The organism is Kushneria aurantia DSM 21353, assembly GCF_000382245.1.
In the GTDB taxonomy this organism is placed as follows: Bacteria; Pseudomonadota; Gammaproteobacteria; order Pseudomonadales; family Halomonadaceae; genus Kushneria; species Kushneria aurantia.
This window is the reverse complement of sequence record NZ_KB907898.1, coordinates 1-19,944: the sequence shown is the minus strand read 5'-3', so window position 1 is coordinate 19,944 and position 19,944 is coordinate 1. Positions and strand designations below refer to the sequence as shown.

The 19,944-nt window shown below is 62.6% G+C and carries 21 protein-coding genes; 4 read left to right on the top strand and 17 right to left on the bottom strand.

Annotated features, from left to right (window positions below; translation table 11 throughout):
* A partial coding sequence (locus H146_RS19790; protein WP_019953089.1) for a transposase occupies positions 1-191 on the bottom strand: 191 nt, incomplete at its 3' end.
* Between the two features lie 133 nt (positions 192-324).
* Here H146_RS19790 and H146_RS20985 point away from each other — a divergent pair.
* Together H146_RS20985 and H146_RS20980 are read left to right on the top strand one after the other, a co-directional pair.
* The gene (locus H146_RS20985) at positions 325-606 is read left to right on the top strand and encodes a type II toxin-antitoxin system RelE/ParE family toxin (protein WP_083920933.1); all 282 of its coding nucleotides are present in this window, start codon (positions 325-327) and stop codon (positions 604-606) included.
* 13 nt (positions 607-619) lie between these two features.
* The gene (locus H146_RS20980) at positions 620-934 is read left to right on the top strand and encodes a HigA family addiction module antitoxin (RefSeq protein WP_012139019.1); all 315 of its coding nucleotides are present in this window, start codon (positions 620-622) and stop codon (positions 932-934) included.
* A 347-nt stretch (positions 935-1,281) separates the two neighbouring features.
* Here H146_RS20980 and H146_RS22535 read toward each other — a convergent pair whose 3' ends face one another.
* The 13 genes from H146_RS22535 to H146_RS0116965 form a co-directional block, all read right to left on the bottom strand.
* Positions 1,282-1,689 carry a GFA family protein gene (locus H146_RS22535; protein ID WP_083920932.1) on the bottom strand — a complete coding sequence of 136 codons (408 nt, stop codon included), beginning with the start codon at positions 1,687-1,689 and terminating at the stop codon, positions 1,282-1,284.
* A 381-nt stretch (positions 1,690-2,070) separates the two neighbouring features.
* Positions 2,071-3,054: a lipoyl synthase gene (gene lipA / locus H146_RS0117020; RefSeq protein ID WP_019953088.1), complete on the bottom strand. Its 984-nt coding sequence runs from the start codon at positions 3,052-3,054 to the stop codon at positions 2,071-2,073.
* Positions 3,051-3,749: a lipoyl(octanoyl) transferase LipB gene (gene lipB / locus H146_RS0117015; RefSeq protein WP_019953087.1), complete on the bottom strand. Its 699-nt coding sequence runs from the start codon at positions 3,747-3,749 to the stop codon at positions 3,051-3,053. Before lipB ends, lipA begins: the two co-directional genes overlap by 4 nt.
* The gene (locus tag H146_RS0117010) at positions 3,749-4,078 is read right to left on the bottom strand and encodes an HP0495 family protein (protein ID WP_019953086.1); all 330 of its coding nucleotides are present in this window, start codon (positions 4,076-4,078) and stop codon (positions 3,749-3,751) included. The genes lipB and H146_RS0117010 overlap by 1 nt, the downstream gene beginning before the upstream one ends.
* A 142-nt stretch (positions 4,079-4,220) precedes the next feature.
* A complete protein-coding gene (locus H146_RS0117005; RefSeq protein ID WP_019953085.1) occupies positions 4,221-5,417 on the bottom strand; it encodes a D-alanyl-D-alanine carboxypeptidase family protein in 1,197 nt (398 codons plus the stop codon).
* Positions 5,418-5,451: 34 nt separating this feature from the next.
* Positions 5,452-6,411 carry a septal ring lytic transglycosylase RlpA family protein gene (locus tag H146_RS0117000; RefSeq protein WP_019953084.1) on the bottom strand — a complete coding sequence of 320 codons (960 nt, stop codon included), beginning with the start codon at positions 6,409-6,411 and terminating at the stop codon, positions 5,452-5,454.
* A 1-nt stretch (position 6,412) separates the two neighbouring features.
* Positions 6,413-7,447 carry a lytic murein transglycosylase B gene (mltB, locus tag H146_RS19785; protein WP_083920931.1) on the bottom strand — a complete coding sequence of 345 codons (1,035 nt, stop codon included), beginning with the start codon at positions 7,445-7,447 and terminating at the stop codon, positions 6,413-6,415.
* A gap of 12 nt (positions 7,448-7,459) precedes the next feature.
* Positions 7,460-8,596 (bottom strand): rod shape-determining protein RodA, encoded by a 1,137-nt coding sequence (rodA, locus tag H146_RS0116990; protein WP_019953082.1) that lies wholly within the window; start codon positions 8,594-8,596, stop codon positions 7,460-7,462.
* Entirely contained in the window at positions 8,596-10,512 is a 1,917-nt protein-coding gene (mrdA, locus tag H146_RS0116985) for a penicillin-binding protein 2 (protein WP_019953081.1), read from the bottom strand. Before mrdA ends, rodA begins: the two co-directional genes overlap by 1 nt.
* A 42-nt stretch (positions 10,513-10,554) precedes the next feature.
* Complete coding sequence (rlmH, locus tag H146_RS0116980; protein ID WP_019953080.1) at positions 10,555-11,028, bottom strand: 23S rRNA (pseudouridine(1915)-N(3))-methyltransferase RlmH; 474 nt, start codon at positions 11,026-11,028, stop codon at positions 10,555-10,557.
* Entirely contained in the window at positions 11,025-11,387 is a 363-nt protein-coding gene (gene rsfS, locus H146_RS0116975; protein ID WP_019953079.1) for a ribosome silencing factor, read from the bottom strand. The genes rlmH and rsfS overlap by 4 nt, the downstream gene beginning before the upstream one ends.
* Positions 11,388-11,479: 92 nt before the next feature.
* Positions 11,480-12,142: a nicotinate-nucleotide adenylyltransferase gene (gene nadD, locus H146_RS0116970; protein ID WP_026352079.1), complete on the bottom strand. Its 663-nt coding sequence runs from the start codon at positions 12,140-12,142 to the stop codon at positions 11,480-11,482.
* On the bottom strand, positions 12,129-13,427 hold the full coding sequence (locus H146_RS0116965) for a glutamate-5-semialdehyde dehydrogenase (protein WP_019953077.1): 1,299 nt from the start codon (positions 13,425-13,427) through the stop codon (positions 12,129-12,131). Before H146_RS0116965 ends, nadD begins: the two co-directional genes overlap by 14 nt.
* A 223-nt stretch (positions 13,428-13,650) precedes the next feature.
* On the opposite strand from H146_RS0116965, the gene H146_RS0116960 reads away from it, so the two are divergent.
* Positions 13,651-15,066 (top strand): bifunctional DedA family/phosphatase PAP2 family protein, encoded by a 1,416-nt coding sequence (locus H146_RS0116960; RefSeq protein ID WP_019953076.1) that lies wholly within the window; start codon positions 13,651-13,653, stop codon positions 15,064-15,066.
* Between the two features lie 4 nt (positions 15,067-15,070).
* Here H146_RS0116960 and mpl read toward each other — a convergent pair whose 3' ends face one another.
* Complete coding sequence (mpl, locus tag H146_RS0116955) at positions 15,071-16,453, bottom strand: UDP-N-acetylmuramate:L-alanyl-gamma-D-glutamyl-meso-diaminopimelate ligase (protein WP_019953075.1); 1,383 nt, start codon at positions 16,451-16,453, stop codon at positions 15,071-15,073.
* A 318-nt stretch (positions 16,454-16,771) separates the two neighbouring features.
* On the opposite strand from mpl, the gene H146_RS0116950 reads away from it, so the two are divergent.
* Entirely contained in the window at positions 16,772-18,031 is a 1,260-nt protein-coding gene (locus H146_RS0116950; protein ID WP_019953074.1) for a 6-phosphofructokinase, read from the top strand.
* Positions 18,032-18,684: 653 nt separating this feature from the next.
* On the opposite strand, the gene H146_RS19780 is transcribed toward H146_RS0116950, so the two are convergent.
* Both H146_RS19780 and H146_RS20965 read right to left on the bottom strand, forming a co-directional pair.
* Entirely contained in the window at positions 18,685-19,533 is an 849-nt protein-coding gene (locus H146_RS19780) for a DUF2235 domain-containing protein (RefSeq protein ID WP_019953072.1), read from the bottom strand.
* 277 nt (positions 19,534-19,810) lie between these two features.
* Positions 19,811-19,944, bottom strand: a 134-nt coding sequence (locus tag H146_RS20965) for a transposase (protein WP_019953071.1), incomplete at its 5' end; no start/stop codon positions are given.

Sequence of the window (19,944 nt, the reverse complement as noted above, 5' to 3'; positions counted from 1 at the left end):
CCGGAGCGCTCGGCCCGAAGCCTGCGCACCCAGTATTCCATGGTAGATTTGCCCACCCCCATGGCCTCGCACGCCGCCTTCAGCGTGTAACCCTGATCGACCACGAGTTGAGCCGCCTCCAGGCGAAATTCCGGACTGAACGCTCTCTTCCTTGTCATCATCTGCACCTGACTGTCTCTGTGAGTGATCATACACTCAAAATCAGGTGGCCAGATTCACTATGCCACTACAATCGGCCGCTACGGCGGCAACTGAGCTTGGGCGTTATGCAGTCATTTCCAGACTGTATTGACAAGTGTCACGTGACGAGCTACAATTTTCTTCATGATCAAATCCTTCGCTGACAAACGAACCCAAAAGCTCTACTCCAAGGGCAGGTCAAAGAAATTTCCTGCGGATGTTGCTCCGAGAGCAGCTAGAAAACTTGAATACGTGGATCTGGCCGTACAGCTAGAGGATTTGAAAGTGCCACCCGGCAATCGCCTTCATCCGCTGTCGGGAAACAGGCAGGGGCAGCACGCAATTTTAATAAATGATCAGTGGCGTATCTGTTTTCGTTTTGAAGATGGTGATGCATATGAAGTCGAAGTATGTGACTACCACTGAGTGAGGTGATGATATGGCTATTCTTAATACTACCGGTATGCAGCGCAAACCCACTCATCCTGGCGAGATGCTGCGAGAAGATTTTCTTCCGGACTATGGTCTGACGGTTTCGGGATTGGCCGAATCTTTGGGTGTCTCTCGTCAGTCAGTTAATGAACTATTGCGAGAACGTCGTGCTGTCAGCCCTGAAATGGCGCTCCGGCTTGCGCGTTTGTTTGGTAACTCGCCTGAATTCTGGCTGAACGCACAGCGATCTGTTGATCTTTGGACGGCCGCGCAGTCGGTCAAGGAAGAAGTGGATAGAATCAAGCCGCTACATGCTGCATAACCAAGTCGTGCACCGGATGCCAAAACCTTAGCTTCGCTCCGGCTTTATGGGTCTTCGTCGCGAGGTGTGGAATTCGGCCCCTGAGCCGAGCCAGGATATGGCCCCCACCACGATAGAAGGCATGGCATGGACGGCACCCGGATTCTCACCCTCGGCCTGGGCCTGGAAGCGCCCTGGATTCTCAAGGCCCAGCTACTGGCTCGCCCTTGCTAGCCAATGCCAGAGTTCGACCACAACACAAACCCACCGCCGTACAACGCCGAAGCTCAGTTGCCGGCCAGAGCGCGGCAACGCTTTGGGCGGTCAACTGCAGCGATCCATTAGGCGGCATTCTAATTCGCCAAGAACTAAGGCGACTCGGGGACATGAGGAATTTCTTGATTAAGACACACCCATGACTGTGCGCGTGAAGTCCAAATGTCCACCATGGGCTTGAACCAAGAATGATCGTCCAATGTCGGGAACCGGATGGACATAAATTCCGGAACTGCTTCGCCGCGCGTAAAAAGTGGAGTTCCACAATCAGCGCAAAAACTACGAGTTGTCACCCCACCCGTGTTGCCGCGAACGGCATGCGTTTTAGGAGCACCTACAATGTCTGTCGCCGAAACAGCAACGACTATGCCTGATGCAAAAGGGGCACCGCTCGAATACTGGCAGTCTTCGCAGTGGCAGTTAAGCATCGCTACGGGCTCCTGCTTGCACTCGTAACGAATGGCTCCGCAAGAGCAACCGCCGGTAAAAGGTTTCGTCATATCTATGATTCTCTTTTGCCGCCTAACAGGTATTAGATAGCGCGCTCGTTTATTCACTTAAACGGTCACGCTCGTTCAACCTTCTTATTAAACATCATTAAACTACTGAATTGAATGGGGATGCAAATTTCTGTGCAGCCTATCTCGAATTCGCATGCTGGCGCGTTTTGCCGATACCCATAACACTGTATATACCTATATGACAAGGTCGGTATGGGTATGAAAAGCGCAGCAAGCCACCAAAGCCGATGGATCGGGGCAAGGGAAGCTATTGAATCGTCAGACATACAACGGCGGCCCCCAGACCATGAAGGCCGCCGAACTTTCAAGCTGCGGGCGCCTGCCTGCACTGCGCCACAGCTTCGCAACGCAGTGGCTGATTCAGGATACTTTCTCGCCGTGGGCCTGGCGGTCGGCATGGTAGCTCGAGCGCACCAGCGGGCCGGAGGCGACGTGCTTGAAGCCCATCTCGTAACCCTTCTCGGCGAACCAGGCAAAAGTATCGGGATGCACCCAGCGGTCCACCGGCAGGTGGCTGCGCGAGGGCTGCATGTACTGCCCCAGCGTCAGCATATCGACGTCGTGAGCGCGCAGGTCGCGCATCACTTCGATCACCTCTTCATCGGTCTCGCCCACGCCCAGCATCAAACCTGACTTGGTCATGACGTCGGGACGCGCCTGCTTGTAGCGCTCCAGCAGGTCCAGCGACCATTCGTAGTCGGCACCCGGGCGCACGCGGCGATAGATCGACGGCACGGTTTCGAGGTTGTGGTTGAAAACGTCCGGCGGCTCCTGACGCATGATGTCGATCGCCTTGTCCATGCGGCCGCGGAAGTCGGGCACCAGCACCTCGATCTCGATGCCGGGGCTAAGGCGACGAATTTCGCTGATGCAGTTGTTGAAGTGCTGAGCGCCGCCGTCGCGCAGGTCGTCGCGATCCACCGAGGTGATCACCACGTACTTGAGTTTCATATCGGCGATCGCCTCGCCCAGCTCGCGCGGCTCGTTCTCGTTGAGCGCGTTGGGGCGGCCGTGGGCAACGTCGCAGAAGGGGCAGCGCCGCGTGCAGATATCGCCCATGATCATGAAGGTGGCGGTACCGCCGCTAAAGCATTCCCCGATATTGGGGCAGGAGGCCTCCTCGCACACGGTGTTGAGCTGGTGTTTGCGCAGCGTCTGCTTGATGCGCGTCACCTCCTGCGACACCGGCATGCGCACCTTGAGCCAGCTCGGCTTGGTGGGCAGCGTCTCGGTGGGGATGACCTTGACCGGAATGCGGGCAACCTTGTCGGCGCCGCGCAGCTTGACGCCCTTCTCGGCCCGCTTTTGGGTGGAGGTCGGATTGGTCGCAGTCGTCTCGGTCATGGCGTGAATCCTGTTGATCCGGAAAAATGGGCCAGCGCTTCGGGCTCGCCCGCCTGCTCGAAAAGCTCGGGGTCGCCGAGCCGGGCGGCAAAAGCACCAAGTAGTCTGCCCGCTTCGCGCTCGATATCCGGGCGCGGTCGCACCAGATCGCGAAGCTGGGTCATCTTCATCCCCGCAAGGCCACAGGGGTTGATGTCGTCAAAGGGGGTGAGGTCCATATCGACGTTGAACGCCACGCCGTGGTAACTGCTGCCGCGGCGAATACGCAGCCCCAGCGAGGCGATCTTGGCGCCGTCGACGTAAACACCGGGGGCGTCGGGGCGCGCCACGGCGGTCATTTGATGGGCGGCAAGGACGTCGATCACGGCGTTTTCCAGCGCGCTGACCATGGCGCGTACGCCCAGCCCGCGCCTTTTGATATCGATCAGCGGATAGAGAATCAGCTGGCCGGGACCATGATAGGTGACCTGACCACCGCGATCGCTCTGCACCAGTTCGATAGCGCTGTGTCGCAGCAGGTGCTCGGCGCGCCCGGCACGCCCCTGGGTAAACACGGGAGAGTGCTCGACCAGCCAGATCTGATCGCGAGTCGTCGCATCGCGCTCATCGGTAAAGCGACGCATTGCCTCCCAGACATCACGGTAGCCGCGCCGCCCGAGGCGGTAGACCTCGATACCGGAGTCGGCGGTCGCCATCACAGCACCATCTGCACGCGCCCGGTGGCCTTGAGCGCCTCGAAAAGCTCGTTGAGCTGCGCCTCGCCGGTCGCCCAGAGGGTAACGTGCAGCGAGCGATACTTGCCGCTGCGGCTATCGCGATGCGTCACTCTGGAGCGATCCAGTTCAGGAGAAAAACGCTCGACGATATCCAGCATGTCGCGCTCGAACTCGACGTCGTTGTTGCCCACGATGCGAATGGCATAATCACAGGGGAACTCGATTACGGGCGCTTCCTGACCTTCTGCGCCCTGCTCGTTTTCCTGCTGCACTACGATGCTGGATCGCTGCGGAGCGCGTGCCGACATCTGAGCCTCCTTGAAAAGCGGGCAGCCCGGAGGCGACCCGATATCAAAACCATTACCCGAGTATTTTACTCAACATGGGGCGCCGCGTCAGCCACGCCAGGCCCCGATGCGGCAACAACGAGTCATTATTGCATGACAATCATCAGAAAAGCCCCTGCACGAAGCGCAGCAGGCCGTCCCACAGCCGCTTGACGAAACCACCCTGCTCAACGCCTGACAGCGCTACCAGCGGTTCACTGCGTACCACCTCGCCATCGCGCAGCACCTCAAGGGTACCCAGCTGCTGGCCGGCCTGAATGGGCGCCTGCAGGTCGCCATCGAGGCTGGTGCGGGTTTCGGTCTCGGTGTCTCCCTGGGTGGGCACGGTGATGTAGAGATCATCGGCGAGGCCGAGTCCCACCTGATCCTGAGTGCCGCCCCAAACGCGCGCTTCGGTCAACGGCTGACCGGCATCGAAAAGATGGCGTGTTTCATAGTAGCGAAAGCCGTAGCTCAGCAGTTTCTGGGTCTCCTGAGCGCGCGCCTCGTCGGAGCTGGTCCCCATCACTACCGCAATCAGGCGGGTATCCTGCTGTTTGGCAGAAGCCACCAGGCAGTAGCCAGCCGCCTCGGTATGGCCGGTCTTGAGGCCGTCGACGCTGGGATCACGCCACAGCAGCCGGTTACGGTTGGGCTGGCGGATATCGTTCCAGGTGAAATACTTTTCCGAATAGAGGTCGTAGTGGTCAGGAAAATCCCGAATGATGTGGCGGGCGATGGTGGCCAGGTCCATCGCCGAGGAGTAGTGATCGGGGGCGGGCCAGCCGGTAGGATTGACGAAGTGCGTGTTCTGCAAGCCCATGCGCCGCACGTATTCGTTCATCAGATCGGCGAATGCCGACTGACTGCCGGCAATGTACTCGGCCACCGCCACGGTGGCGTCGTTACCCGACTGCACCACGATACCGCGCATCAGGTCGATCAGCGGCACACTGGTACCCTCGCGCACGAACATGCGCGACCCGCCGGTACTCCAGGCTTCTTCGCTGATGCGCACCTGGTCGTCGAGCGATATATCGCCGTTTTCAATCTCATCCTCGGCGATATAGGCGGTCATCATCTTGGTCAGACTGGCGGGCGGCAGCCGCTCGTTGGCGTTGTGCTCGACCAGCACCTGCCCCGATGCGGCGTCCATCAGCACCCAGGCCGAGGCCGCCAGCGCCGGGGGTGACGGAATGAAACTGGTGGAACCGGGATTCTGCTCCGCCGCCATGGCCGGTGCCGCGGTAAAGGATAAAGCGGCTACGGCGATCGCGACGACATTGCGCCGGCGGAAAATTCCTGCTGAAAAAAAGGTCATGTCAACGGTCTCGATATACGCGATTGATCTATTGTCACTCCGCCCCGCCAACGCGACGAACGCCGTCAAAACCGGCGCTGGCCAGGGCGGCACGGGCGGATTCCACCATGATCGGATCGTTCAATGGCCCGACCTGAACGCGCCTGAGGCGGTCATGGCGGGTGATACGAACCGGCATCGACAGTGCTGAGGTCAGCCTGTCCTTGAGTTGTCTGGCGCTGTCGGCGGAGCTCAGCGCCGCCACCTGCAGGAAGACGGCGCCGTCATCCTGCTGCCATGATGTGTCGCTGGAGGCGTTGCTCTGCACCGACGCCGCAGCAGGTGTGCTGCGCTGCTGACTGTGGCTGGCAACGCTGGTCGCGGACGGCGCCTGCTGCTGGCGCTGCTCGGCCTGCCAGCGGCGCGGGTCGATCGCCGTTACCCGCACTCGGGCGGTACCGTCGTCGAGCATATCCAGCCGCGCCGCCGCTGCATAGGAGAGATCAATGATGCGCTCGTCGTGGAAGGGGCCACGATCATTGATTCTGACGATCACCGACTGGCCGCTATCGACACGTGTTACCCGCGCAAAAGTAGGCAGCGGCAGGGTGCGGTGCGCCGCGGTCATGCGGTACATATCGTAGGTTTCACCGTTGGCGGTGTCGTAGCCCTGGAACTTCCGACCGTAAAAGGAGGCACCGCCTACCCGGCTATAACCGTCGCTGGAGTCGAGCACCCGGTAGCTTTTGCCCAGCACGGTATATACGGACTGGTTGCCCCCTCTGGAGCGCGGCTCGACGCGCGGCACGGCATCGGGCACCTCTGACAGGTTGGGAGGATCATCCGGGTAGGCATCCTCGCTCATGGCGTAGCGCCCGCTGCTGTTCGAGCCGGCACCACTGCCGTTGCCGCCGCTGCCGGCACATCCCGCCAGCAGCAACAGCGCCACGAGCACCAGAGCGAAACGGCCCTGAGCTGCCGAAAGGACGACATGCGAATGGCTCGCTACCCTCAACTCAATTCTCCCGCCCCTGCTCGGCCTGAATCGCCTCGGCCAGCCGGGTCACTGCCATGGCGTAAAGGTGGCTGTGGTTGTAGCGGGTAATTACATAGAAGTTATGCAGGCCGAAGAGATACTGCATCCTTTCGCCATCCTGCAGCGCCAGCGGTATCACCTGGTCGTCCCCACTCATCGATACCGACGGCAGCAGCCCGGCACGCTCCAGTTCGTCGACGCTTGCATAGGGCTCGCGGGTCTGGTTGTAGTCGACATCTTCGGGAGCATCGCCGTCGACCACTCGCGCTTCGATCACGATCGACTCGTCGGCACGCCAGCCGTGCTCGGCGAAATAGTTGGCCACGCTGCCGATAGCATCGACCGGCTGGTGGATAAGGTCGGTACTGCCGTCGTCATTGAAGTCGACCGCATAGGCCTGATAGCTGGAGGGAATGAACTGCGGCAGGCCAATGGCACCGGCATAGGAGCCCTGCACCTGGAGCGGGTCGAGACCGCTGTTGGCGTTGGTCAATTCGATAAACGACACCAGCTCACGGGTAAAGAAGTGGCTGCGTGGCGGATAGTCGAAGGCCAGTGTGGAGAGCGCATCGAGCACCCGATAGTTGCCGAGATGGCGGCCGTAAAAGGTCTCCACGCCGATGATGGCGCTAATGATCTCGCGCGGCACGCCGTACACCTGCTCGGCGCGCTGCATGGCATCGAGGTGCTCCTCGATAAAGGCCGCCCCGGCCTCGATGCGCTCGGGCTGCAGAAAAATATCGCGGTACTCGCCCCAGTTCAGGGTGCGCTCGGCGGGCCGGGTGATCGCATCGATCACTTTCTGCTGATAATGCGCCCGGCCGAGCGTCGAGACCACCTCATCACGATTCAGACCCGCACCGACCAGAGTATCGGCCACCGCACTGACCTGCGGGTTGTCCGCCGCGCTGTAACGCCTCTCGCCCTCCTGCTGAGCCAGCGCCGGCGCAGTCGTCAACAGCAGCGCCGCAGCGCCGCAGCACTTCCATCCCTTGAGATATCCTTTCGACGGCATCCTTTCCCTTCCCTATCGCGGCGAGGACTTGTGGTGGGTATACACGGCCATCAGCATACCGAAGCCGGCCAGCAGGGTCACGCTGGCCGTGCCGCCGTAGCTGACCAACGGCAGCGGCACGCCGACTACCGGCAATACGCCGCTGACCATACCGATATTGACGAATACGTAAACAAAAAAGGTCAGGATCAGACTGCCGCCCAGCAGCTTGCCGAACGTATCATGGGCCTGACCGGCCATGTAGAGGCCGCGCCAGATGATGACCAGATAGCAGAGCAGCAGCACCAGCATGCCGACAAGGCCGAACTCCTCGCCCAGCACGGCGACGATAAAGTCGGTATGACGCTCGGGCAGAAACTCCAGCTGTGACTGGGTGCCCTGCATCCAGCCCTTGCCGTAAAGACCACCGGAGCCGATCGCCGTCTTCGACTGGATGATGTTCCAGCCGCTGCCCAGCGGATCGCTTTCGGGGTTGAGAAAGGTCATGACCCGCTGGCGCTGATAGTCATGCATGTTGAACCACAAAAGCGGCATCGCCGCCATGCCCAGCGCCCCACAGAGGGCGATAAAGCGCCACGACAGCCCCGCCAGCAGCACCACGAAAACACCCGAAACGCTGACCAGCATGGCAGTGCCAAGATCCGGCTGGGCGGCAATCAACGCCACCGGCAGAGCCATCAGGGCAAAGCAGACGACGATATCCAGCCAGCCGGGTGGCAGGGTACGCCGTGCCAGAAAGGCGGCGATCGTCAGTGGCATCGCCAGTTTCATCAGCTCCGACGGCTGAAAGGTGATCACCCCGGGGATGGTCAACCAGCGCTGCGCACCCATCGCATGGGTGCCGATCAGCTCTACTGCCAGCAGCATCAGCGTCACCAGGCTGTAGAAAAGCCACGCAAAGCGCATCAGCGTGCGCGGCGAGAACTGCGCGATGGTCATCATCACCAGAAAGGCGGCGACAAAACGCAGCGCCTGCGACTCGACCAGATAGCCGGACTCGCCGCCGGCGCTGTAGAGCACGACCAGACCGCCCCCTACCAGCGTCAGCAGCGCCAGCAGCATCCAGGGGTCAAGGTGCAGGGTCTGCCAGCTCAGGCTCTGATAATGACGCCGACTGCGGCGATAGAGACGCTGCCACTGTTCGACCATCAGTCTCCCCCTCCGATGCGCTCGGCGACGTTTTCGTTATGGCGCATCTGCTCGAGTGCTTCGTCGCTGGAGTGCTCTTCCGGCAACAGCCAGGCATCCAGCATCTGACGCGCCAGCGGACCCGCCACACGGCTGCCGCCACCGCCGTTCTCGACCACTACGGCAATGGCAATCTGCGGGTCGTCAACCGGGGCAAAGGCGGTGAACAGGGCGTGATCGTGCAGTCGCTCCTCCAGCTCGGCGGCGTTGTACTTCTCCTCCTGACCGAGGGTAAAGACCTGAGCGGTACCCGACTTGCCCGCCATGCGGTACTGAAGATTGCGCCCGGAAGCGCGGCCGGTGCCCTCGCTGCCGGTCATCACATCCTCCAGCGCCTGAAAAATCAGGTCCCACCAGTGATCGTTGTCGAGCTGGATATCCTCCGGTGTGTTCTCGAAAGGCGGCGCAATGGACTCGTCGCCGATCTGCATCGCCAGGTGGGGGCGCACCCACTTGCCGCGGTTGGCCAGCACCGCCACCGCCGTAGCCATTTGCAACGGCGTTGCCAGCCAGTAGCCCTGGCCGATGCCCACCGACAGCGTCTCGCCCGGGAACCAGATCTGGCCATGGCGCTCGCGCTTCCATTCGCGGCTCGGCATCAACCCCGCACTGGCGCCCCATACATCGAGGCTGTAATCATGACCGAAACCGTACTTCTGCATGAAAGCGGAGAGCCGATCGATCCCCATACGGTGCGCCAGATCGAAAAAGTAGGTGTCGTTGGAGACCTCGATGGCACGATGCATATCGACCCGCCCGTGCCCCCAGCGCAGCCAGTTGCGATAGCGTCGCGAATCGTTGGGCAACTGATAATAGCCGGGGTCATAGACCGTATCGGAAGGCGTAATCAGGCCGTACTCCAGACCCGCCGAAGCCATGTAGGGCTTGACCGTGGAGGCCGGCGGATAGGAGCCCCGCGCGGCACGGTCGTAGAGCGGCATGTCGACATCGTTACGCAGTGCGTTATAGGACGCGGTGTCGATGCCGGTAACGAACTGATTATTGTCAAAGCCCGGTGAGGAGACCATGGCCAGGATGGCACCGGTTTTGGGCTCGATCGCCACGATGGCGCCGCGACGACCGTCGAGCAATTCATAGCCCAGCTGCTGCAGGTCGGCATCGATGGTGAGGGTAATGTCCTTGCCCGGCTGCGGCGGCGTGCGGTCGATCTCGCGCAGCGCGCGGCCGCGGGCATTGGTTTCGACCCGGCGCACGCCTGCTCGGCCGTGCAGCTCCTCCTCGTAGAAGCGCTCGATGCCGGTCTTGCCGATAAAGTGAGTGCCGGCGTAGTTGCTGTTGTCGATGCGCTGCTGATCCTGCTGACTGATGCGTCCGACATAGCCCAGCACGTGGGACATCACCTCGCCCTGCGGATAGTAGCGGATCAGCTGCGCCTCCACCGCCACGCCCGGCAGCCGATAGCGGTTGATGGAAATATCGGCAATCTGCTTTTCGGTGAGATCGCTCAACAAGAGCGCCGGTTCGAAGGAGCGCAGCCGCTCCCGGGAGCGCTGCAGCAGCAGCTCGCGCTGCTCCGGCGGCAGGTCCAGTATCTCCACCAGCCGATCGATGGTACGCGACACGTTACCGGCCTGTTCGCGCACGATGGTCAGATTATAGGTCGGCCGGTTCTCCGCCAGCACTCGATGGTGGCGATCGAAAATCAGGCCGCGATTGGGCGGCAGCGGCTCGACGCGCATGCGGTTGCGATCCGAGCGGGTAATGAAGGTCTCGTGCTGAAAAATCTGCAGCCAGACCATGCGCCCACCCAGTCCGGCCAGCATGACGAACACCAGTATGGCGGCCAGCACACTGCGGCGATTGAAGATGCGCGACTGCTGTTCAGAGTCCTTCAGAGTGTCGCGACCTGAGCGCATGGGGGATATTGCTCGACAGGATAAAAGTAAAAACCGACCGGATCAGCCAGAGCGGTGATAAGGGTGACCGCTCAGGAGACTCCAGCCGCGATAAAGCTGCTCGGCCAGCATCACCCGAACCAGTGGGTGCGGCAGCGTCAGGGGCGACAGCGACCAGCGCTGATCGGCGCGCTGCAGGCAGCGCCGGTCAAGACCGTCGGGACCGCCGACCAGCAGCGCCACGTCGCTGCCGCCCATCTGCCACTGCGACATCCGCTCGGCAAGCTCGGGCGTCGACCAGCTGCTGCCTTCGACATCCAGCGCCACCATGAGTTCACTGCCCTTGAGCGTGGCCAACAGACGATCGCCCTCGGTGCGTACGGCACGTTCGGGATCGGCGCTTTTGGAACGCTGTCCGGGGGAAATCTCGACGAATTCAAGCGTCATCTCGCGCGGCATGCGCTTGCGGTAGGTCTCGACGCCCTGCACCACCCAGCCCGGCATGCGCGTACCGACGGCCAGTACCCGCAGTTTCAATGGCGCGTCTCGCTCGCTTCAAGGCGCTGTAGATCGTTGGGAAGCTCACTCCACAGCCGCTCGAGGTCATAGACGCGACGCGCTTCGGGCATCATGACGTGCACCACGACGTCGCCCAGGTCGACCAGCATCCAGTCGCTGCCGGCCTCGCCCTCGACGCCAAGCAGGCGTGCGCCGCTACTTTTGGCACGTTCGATGACACTGTCAGCGAGTGCCTTGACGTGGCGGCTGGAGGTACCGCTGACCACTACCATGACATCGGTCACGCTGGTCAGGGTGGAGACATCAAGCTCGGTAATATCACGCCCCTTGTGTTCTTCAAGGGCGTCCACCACCAGGGATGAAAGTGCTGTCTGCATAGCTCCTCGGTATTAATGGGCAATAGATCTATTGTACCCACGCCGGCCGCGCTCAGCGAGCCCCCAACTGCCGCCATGTCACGGCTGTCGCGTCAACTGCCGCCATCGCGGTAAAAGCCGCGAGCGGTGATGTAGCGCTCCACGGCCGGCGGCAGCAAATAGCGGGCACAGCCCCCTGCTGCCAGGCGGTGACGAATATCGGTCGAAGAGATCGACATCGGTGTCGTCGCGTCGAAGAAAAGCACCCCGCCGGCGGGATGGCGCATAAGTTCCGCGCTGCTGCGGACGACGCGATCGTCGATCAGTGACTCCAGCGCAGCGTTGCCGAGGCTATCGCTGTGCGGGCGGCCGATCACTACAACGTGCGCCTGCTCGAACAGCGCCCGCGGGCGATGCCAGTCGGGCAGGCCCAGAAAGGCATCGTGCCCCAGCACCATCATCAGCCGGCAGTCGCTACCGTAATGCTCACGCAGCGAGCGCAGCGTCTCCACCGACCAGGAGGGGCCATCGCGCCGAATCTCGCGGTCGTCAGCGATCAACCCCGGCGTGTCGTCGATGCCCAGCCGCAGCATCTCGAAACGGTCACGGGAGCTGACCCCCGGCGCATCACGGTGCGGCGGCAGATGCGCCGGTACCATGTGCAGGGCGTCCAGTTCGAAGGCGTCGCGCAGCTCCACCGCAGCGCGCAGATGGGCATTGTGCACCGGGTTGAAGGTGCCACCGAACATGGCGATACGTCTGTCAGCTTCGGACATGGCCGTCGCCCAGCACGATGTATTTACGCGTGGTCAGCCCTTCCAGCCCCACCGGGCCGCGCACATGCAGCTTGTCGGTGGAGATGCCGATCTCCGCGCCCAGGCCGTACTGGGCGCCGTCGGCGAAGCAGGTAGCGGCATTGACCATCACCGAACTGGAGTCGACTTCGGCGAGAAAGCGTCGGCTATGGGTCAGATGCTCGGTGACAATGGCATCGGTGTGGTGCGAGCCGTAGTGGTTGATGTGGTCGATCGCTTCATCGAGCCCGGCGACCACCTTTACCGACAGGATGGGGCCGAGATATTCGCTGTACCAGTCCTGCTCATCGGCGGCCAGCACGCCCTGAACGCCGCTTTCGCCAGCCAGCTCGCGGGTGCGCTCGCAGCCGCGCAGCTCGACCTCGGCGGCGGCAAAGCGCGCCAGCATGGCGGGCAGCAAGTCGCCGGCCACCGCCTCGTCGACCAGCAGCGTCTCCATGGCCCCGCAGATACCATAGCGAAAGCACTTGGCATTGAAGGCGATCTCCTCGGCCTTGCGCGGATCGGCATGGCGGTCGATATAAACGTGGCAGAGGCCGTCGAGATGCTTGATGACCGGAATGGTGGCCTCGCCGGCAATGCGCTCGATCAGCGAGCGGCCGCCGCGGGGAATGATGACATCGACATACTCGTCGGCGGTGATCAGCGCCCCCACTGCGGCGCGATCGGTGGTATCGATCACCTGTACCGTCGCGGCGGGCAGTCCGGCCTCGGCCAGCCCGGCGGCAATACAGTCAGCGATCGCCCGATTGGAGTCGAAGGCTTCAGAGCCGCCGCGCAGAATTACCGCATTGCCCGCCTTGAGACAAAGCGCGGCGGCATCGATGGTGACGTTGGGACGCGACTCATAGATGATGCCGATCACGCCCAGCGGGGTGCGCATGCGGCCGATCTCGAGGCCGTTGGCCTGACGGCGCAGTTCGTCGACACCGCCGATCGGATCGGGCAGCGCGCGCACGGTTTCAAGCCCCGCGATCATGGCGTCGATACGCCGATCATCAAGGGCCAGACGGTCCATCAGCGCATCGGCAAGCCCGGCCCGGCGGCCGCGCTCCAGGTCCCCCTGATTGGCCGCCTTTAGCGACTCGCGGGCACTCTCCAACTGATGCGCTATGGCCGCCAGGGCTGCGTTGCGCTGCGCCGTCGAGCTGGATCGCAAAATTCGTGCGGCATGGCGCGCGCGCGCTCCGCAGGCCACTACTTCAGCGGCCACATCCGTCTTCCCTGCCTGGGTCGCGGCGGTCATTCGGCATCTCCTGTTCACTATGATTGAGCCGCTGCTGCATTGGAGACGCTGTTGCGCCGCCGGACGGCTACTATAATGGCTCACGTTTTCAACTCACTATAAGGCAGTTGCCAGTGGCAGTAAAAACGCCATGCCGCGCTTGCCACCGGCCGTCAGCGGCCGGTCGCATTCCTCAAGACGCCAATAGTCGCCCGGCGGCGGCGTACACCGGACGAATCATCGGATGAGCGCCGTCGAACTGATCGAGCAGTGGTCCCATATTCCTGCCGTGCTGATCGCCATAACCGGCCTGATCGCCATGCTGGAGTCGCTGGCCATGGTAGGCCTGGTGGTGCCGGGTGTGGTGATGCTGACCGCCGCCGCGTCGCTGGCCGGCCACGAACAGGTGCCGATAGCAGCACTGATCGCCGCCGCCTTCCTGGGCGCGGTGATCGGCGATGGCATCAGCTACTGGCTGGGGCGCACCCAGCGTCGCCGGGTGCCCCACTGGTGGCCCTTCAGCCGTCATCCGCAGTGGCTGGAGCAGGGCCAGCGCTTTTTTATCCGCCACGGCCCGCTCTCGGTGGTGCTGGGCCGTTTTATAGGCCCGGTGCGGCCCATCGTACCCATGGTGGCGGGCATGATGTTCATGCCGCCGGCGCGCTTTGCGCTTTTCAACCTGCTTTCGGCGCTCGCCTGGGCGCCGGTTTATCTGCTGCCCGGCTACTACCTCGGCCGCGCCTGGCAGAGCATGATACACCTGCCTGCCGGGGTCGAGCAGGGCCTGACGGCACTGGTACTGACGCTGGCGGCGCTGATTTTGATCCTCTCCTGGCTGCGCCGCCGGCTGGCGCGCGGTAGCCGTCTCTATGGCGCCGTTCTGAGAGCCGCCCGACGTCACGTCGTCAGCCGAAGACTATGGCTGGCGCTGCGGCGACGCGGTGTCGGCGGCGAGGTGCCGCTGGCCTCGCTGATACTGGCGGCCTCTGCCCTGCTCGCCTTTGCGCTGATGGGGCTATGGGTTGCCGGGCTGTCGCAGCCGCCGGCCTTCGATGTCGCCATTCAGCAACTGGCGGCGCGTCTCGACAGTCCCATGGTCAGCCGGCTCTCGCTATGGCTCGACCGCCTTGGCGACAGTTTCGGTATCGCCGCACTGCTGCTGCCCTGGTTGGGCTGGTGGCTGCTGCAGCGGCGCTGGGCCATCCTTTTGCACTGGCTGGGCGCGCTGGCGCTGCTGGCGATGAGTAATACCCTGTTCAAGGCGCTGGTCGGCAGAGTGCGACCGGAAACGCCCGCGCATCTGATCGGTTCCTTTTCATGGCCCAGCGCCCACACCTCCAGCGCCGTGCTGGTATGTGGTTTGGGTGCCGCCTTCGCCGCCGAGCGTCTGAGCAGTGCGGCCCGACGCTGGCCCTACTGGCTGGCGCTGACCCCGGCCAGCCTGATCGCCCTGTCGCGGCTCACCTACGGCGTACACTGGCTGAGCGATCTGATCGGCGGCGCCCTGCTGGGCCTTGCAATCTGCGCCGCCACACGGGTCAGCTATCATCTTTTCGCCGGTCCGCCGCAGGCGGATAGCCGCCCCTTCACGCTGGCGGTACTGGTATTCACTTCGCTGCTGCTGGCAGTGCTGCGCATTCTTGTGCTGCCGGCGTTTTAAAAGGCTACGCCTCGCCATCCTCTGTCTGCTGCGGATAGCGTTCACGCAGCGCCACCAACAGCCGCTCGTGAATGTTGTCGAAACCGCCGTTGCTCATGATGACGATGCGGTCGCCGGGTCCTGTCTCCTCGGCCAGTGCCTCGATCAGCGCAGCGCTGTCGGCGCAGGCAGAGGCCGGCACTGGGCAGTCGCGGGCGACCTCCTCGACCTGCCAGCCCAGCCCCGGCGGCTGGTACCACCAGACCCGGTCGGCGCTCGCCACGCTGCCCGGCAGACGCGCCTTCATCGCCCCCAGCTTCATGGTGTTGGAGCGCGGCTCGATCACCGCAATCAGCCGCGCCTGCGGGCGCTCGGCGCGCAGGCCCTCCAGCGTCAGGGCGATCGCCGTCGGGTGGTGAGCGAAATCATCGATCACCTCGATGCCGTTGACCCGCCCACGCAGCTCCTGACGCCGGCGCGGCGGACGAAAGGCTTGCAGCGCCCGCGCCGCGGCCTGCGGCGATATACCCACCGCCGCGGCCGCAGCCATGGCCGCCAGGCCGTTGCGGCGATTGTGCTCGCCGCTGAGCGTCCAGCCGACCGGGTAGTGCTGCCCGGCGACGATGGCGGTAAAGCCCCCGGCGCTCGCTTCAAGCTGCCATGCCGCTTGCGGCGCACTACCGAAGCGCTCCACCGGCGTCCAGCAGCCCCGCGCCAGCACGCGATCAAGCGCCGGTTCATCGGCGGCCACCAGCAGCCGGCCATTGCCCGGCACGGTACGCACCAGGTGGTGAAACTGGCGCTCGATTGCCGCCAGGTCGTCGAAAATATCGGCGTGATCGAACTCGAGATTGTTGAGCAGCGCGACTTCGGGGCCGTAGTGCACGAACTTGGAGCGCTTGTCGAAAAAAGCCGTGTCGTACTCGTCGGCCTCGATGACAAAGAACCCGCCGGGCTCACCGGCGCGCGCCGACATCGAGAAATTGCCCGGTACACCGCCGATCAGAAAACCCGGCGCATGGCCTTCGCGCTCCAGAATCCAGGCAAGCATGGCGGCGGTGGTGGTCTTGCCATGAGTGCCCGCCACCGCCAGCACGCGACGGTGGCAAAGCAGGTTATCGAACAGCCAACGCGGCCCGGAGGTGTAGGGAATGCGCCGATCGAGCACCGCCTCGACCTCGACGTTGCCGCGTGACAGGGCGTTGCCGATCACTACCAGATCGGGAGCGGGGTCGAGATGGGCAGCATCGAAGCCGTGACCGGGATCAATGCCGTGGGCTTCCAGCAGTGTGCTCATGGGCGGATAGACATTGCTGTCGGAGCCGGTTACCCGGTGCCCCAGCTCCCGCGCCAGCAGGGCCAGGCTGCCCATGAAGGTGCCGCAGATGCCCGGAATGTGAATATGCATGACAAAACCTCTCCCTCGACCGATGCTACTGGCGGTACCGGGCAGCGCCATCGCTGCTGACGGCGCACGTCCTGTGACCGTCGCCATTGTAGGGCAAGCGCCGGCGGCAATCAGTCCCTCGCTGCACAAGAGCAACAACACCACTACACTCGACTGGATCGTACGGACCGAAAATGGCTATGATCGCCTGCTGAAAAGTATCACCAGTCCTTTGACCGGGCCAACAGCGCCGCGCCATGCGCGCGTCGGGTTGCCGAGAGAGCGGTCATCAGGGACGCTCGTGGCCGCTTGCCTTCATTCATAAAAAGCAGGAATCCCATGACCACCCATAACGCCTTTTATGCGCAGTCCGGCGGCGTCACTGCCGTGATCAACGCCAGCGCCTGCGGCGTCATCGAAACCTGTCGGCAGTACAGCGACCGCATCGGCAAGCTCTACGCCGGACACAACGGCATCATCGGCGCCCTGACCGAGGATCTGATCGATACCGCCAGCGAAAGCGACGAGGCGATCGCCGCGCTGCGCTACACCCCGGGCGGCGCCTTCGGTTCCTGCCGCTACAAGCTGAAGGATATCGAGACTCATCGCAGCCAGTACGAGCGCCTGATCGAGGTCTTCAAGGCACACGATATTCGCTACTTCTTCTACAACGGTGGCGGCGACAGCGCCGATACCTGCCTGAAGATTTCTCATCTTTCCGACCACATGGGATACCCACTGCAGGCGATCCACGTCCCCAAGACGGTCGACAACGACCTGCCGATCACCGACAACTCGCCGGGCTTCGGTTCGGTGGCCAAGTATATCGCCACCTCCACCCGCGAAACGGCGCTGGATATCGCCTCGATGTGCTCAACCTCGACGAAGGTATTCATTCTCGAGGCGATGGGCCGTCACGCCGGCTGGATCGCCGCCGCCGGCGCGCTGGCCAGCGAGGATGGTGCAGGCCCGCCGCATATGGTGCTGCTGCCCGAGGTGCCCTTTGACCGCCAGCGCGTCATGGACCATATCGATGCGGCGGTCAGAAAGGAGGGCTACTGCGTGGTGGTGGTCTCCGAAGGCGCGCGCTACAAGGATGGCACCTTCCTTTCCGACGCCGGCAACACCGACGCCTTCGGTCACCGCCAGCTGGGCGGCGTGTCACCGACGCTGGCCGGCATGGTCAAGCAGGACCTGGGCTACAAGTACCACTGGGCGGTGGCCGACTACCTGCAGCGCGCCGCACGCCATCTCGCCGCCGGGGTGGATGTCGAACAGGCCTGGGCGGTCGGCCGGCGCGCGGTGGAATGCGCCCTGGAGGGCAAAAACGCGGTGATGCCGGCGATCCGGCGCGACAGCGACGACCCCTACCGCTGGTCGCTTTTCGATGCGCCGCTGGAGGAGGTCGCCAACCATGAGAAGTTCATGCCCGATGACTTCATCCGCGAGGACGGCTACGGCATCAGCGACGCCGGCCGACGCTACCTGAACCCGCTGATCCAGGGCGAGGATTTCCCGCCGTTCGAAAACGGCCTGCCGAAGTTTGCCAGGCTCAAACTCGAGCGCGTGCCCCGCAAACTGGCCGAATACAAGCTGTAATCCTTGATACCGGCGCCCGCGGTAGAGCGCTCTAACCCGGTATCAGGCAAATACCGCGGCCTCGAAGGCTTCAGGCGCCATCCCCTCCTGCGCCAGCAGGACCAGGCCGTCGAGCTGCTTACACATGTCGACGGACTGGTGGCGCGTGTCGAGATGCCCGGCAGCGTCTTAATAATAATGCCGGCGAAAGCCGATAGCATCGGCCGTTCGACGAGACGAAACTCGCCGTCGTACATAGCGATAGCGAGTGTGGTGCCCAGCGGGTCGCGGTAGTCGATCAGGTTGCGGTCGGAGGCGTCGTCGAACACCAGTTCGTTGTAGGTGCTGCCGCAGTAGGTCTTGCTCCGGAATCCGGGGAACAGGCCGTTGCTGTGCCAGCCGGGGTCTGCGCGCTGTTGTAGACCCGGCCGGTGATCAGCGGCTGGTTGGCGTCGGAACAGCAGGTGAATTTTAGATGCACCGCTCGGGCAGCAGCCCCCTATCCGCCAGAAAAACCTCCGTCGCCCGCGCCAGCTTGATGTGCTCAGCGTTCTGTGGATCGAAAGGTTCTTTAGTGGTCACGATCAGGGTGCGATTAGTCGGCCAAAGCATCATGGAATGGTTTGATGGACAGATTCATGAGTTTGGAATATGACACCCATGCCTTATCTATCTCACTCTGCCTCTGCATCCGCCCAGCCGGCATGGCCATCACTGACCGGAATCAGGTTGGCGATACCGACAGAAGCCACCGTATCGAACAGACCCAGAAAATCGAATGTTACGGGAAAGCCGGCCAGGGTCAGCCCGCTCTTTCCTGTCAATTCGGCATCCAGCCGACACAGCCTGACCAGCCAGTTGGCGAAAACGCGGGACAGGGCGGCGCCTCGCGAAAAGCCGAATACCGACAGGTAGATATTTCTGACAATGCCCGGATCGATATTATCCGGTCTGCCGCCTTCCAGTGTCATGTGCGGGCGAATTGCGTCATGCAGACGGCGTAGCCATTTCAACAGGCGCCGGGGCAGGTTGGCATCGGGGCTGTTGAGCAGCCCCGGCGCCTGGAGAGAAGCGGCCTCAAGATGCAGTGCCCTCGAGGACATCCTGCTGGCAGCGCTGACCTGCTGAACCTCGGCATTGTCAATCACGGATTGTTTGAGAAAATAGCGGCTCAGGGTGTTGATGACCTGAGCCAGCCCCCAGAGGATACGCACCTGCCCCAGCCGGCCCATACCGAGGCCCAGTTTTTCGTCCCAGAAGCCCTTCCCCGAGTCGCCCACGGGTTCGAAAAAGGTACCCACGCCGGCGGTATAGATGCGAAAGAAATTGTCGTAATCCGAAAGGTTGCTCCGCCAGTTTGTCTCCGGAGGCAGGACCCCCGGAACACTCAGTCCCGGATAGGCGCTATACAGCCGCGCGACGTTGGACTGGCTGTAGTCCTGCTTGTCGAAGCTCTCGGCGTAGTTATTGCCTGTGCCATCGAAGAACACGCCGATAAAGAGATTGGTGTCGCAGGGAGACATTGCAGAGGGGCTTTTTTCACGCGCCTCCAGCAGGTTGTCAATATCTATTTGCTCTGAATCAGAAAAGAACAACTCCTTTTTCTCGGGATTGCTGTATACACTACTCAAACTATTAGCCAGGGTTGATGTCATGGCCTAGCAGCCTGTCGGGCTTGCCGTCGGCAGGTGAGGCGTGCGACCCGCCCCGGCAGATTTTTGCACCAGCATGGTGCGCAGCGGCGCATAATGACGTCTTTTTACGCCCAATATCCTGAAAACGCACCCTGCCGCTCGCTTTTCAGGCCTTTCGGGCGGATGTCGGGCGCAATACGGCCATGCGTTTCAGATTCCACGCCAGGCACACCAGCGTCCATTCGCCGCTCACCCGGTTCAGTCCGCGCAGCGAGAACTGACGAAAACCGAGTACCGACT

Excerpts from the sequence above, each read along its gene's own strand:
- H146_RS20985 (WP_083920933.1), top strand. The coding sequence starts at position 325 with ATGATCAAATCCTTCGCTGACAAACGAACCCAAAAGCTCTACTCCAAG.
- H146_RS20980 (WP_012139019.1), top strand. The coding sequence starts at position 620 with ATGGCTATTCTTAATACTACCGGTATGCAGCGCAAACCCACTCATCCT.
- H146_RS22535 (WP_083920932.1), bottom strand. The coding sequence starts at position 1,689 with ATGACGAAACCTTTTACCGGCGGTTGCTCTTGCGGAGCCATTCGTTAC.
- lipA (WP_019953088.1), bottom strand. The coding sequence starts at position 3,054 with ATGACCGAGACGACTGCGACCAATCCGACCTCCACCCAAAAGCGGGCC.
- lipB (WP_019953087.1), bottom strand. The coding sequence starts at position 3,749 with ATGGCGACCGCCGACTCCGGTATCGAGGTCTACCGCCTCGGGCGGCGC.
- H146_RS0117010 (WP_019953086.1), bottom strand. The coding sequence starts at position 4,078 with ATGTCGGCACGCGCTCCGCAGCGATCCAGCATCGTAGTGCAGCAGGAA.
- H146_RS0117005 (WP_019953085.1), bottom strand. The coding sequence starts at position 5,417 with ATGACCTTTTTTTCAGCAGGAATTTTCCGCCGGCGCAATGTCGTCGCG.
- mltB (WP_083920931.1), bottom strand. The coding sequence starts at position 7,447 with ATGCCGTCGAAAGGATATCTCAAGGGATGGAAGTGCTGCGGCGCTGCG.
- rodA (WP_019953082.1), bottom strand. The coding sequence starts at position 8,596 with ATGGTCGAACAGTGGCAGCGTCTCTATCGCCGCAGTCGGCGTCATTAT.
- mrdA (WP_019953081.1), bottom strand. The coding sequence starts at position 10,512 with ATGCGCTCAGGTCGCGACACTCTGAAGGACTCTGAACAGCAGTCGCGC.
- rsfS (WP_019953079.1), bottom strand. The coding sequence starts at position 11,387 with ATGCAGACAGCACTTTCATCCCTGGTGGTGGACGCCCTTGAAGAACAC.
- nadD (WP_026352079.1), bottom strand. The coding sequence starts at position 12,142 with ATGTCCGAAGCTGACAGACGTATCGCCATGTTCGGTGGCACCTTCAAC.
- H146_RS0116965 (WP_019953077.1), bottom strand. The coding sequence starts at position 13,427 with ATGACCGCCGCGACCCAGGCAGGGAAGACGGATGTGGCCGCTGAAGTA.
- H146_RS0116960 (WP_019953076.1), top strand. The coding sequence starts at position 13,651 with ATGAGCGCCGTCGAACTGATCGAGCAGTGGTCCCATATTCCTGCCGTG.
- mpl (WP_019953075.1), bottom strand. The coding sequence starts at position 16,453 with ATGCATATTCACATTCCGGGCATCTGCGGCACCTTCATGGGCAGCCTG.
- H146_RS0116950 (WP_019953074.1), top strand. The coding sequence starts at position 16,772 with ATGACCACCCATAACGCCTTTTATGCGCAGTCCGGCGGCGTCACTGCC.
- H146_RS19780 (WP_019953072.1), bottom strand. The coding sequence starts at position 19,533 with ATGTCTCCCTGCGACACCAATCTCTTTATCGGCGTGTTCTTCGATGGC.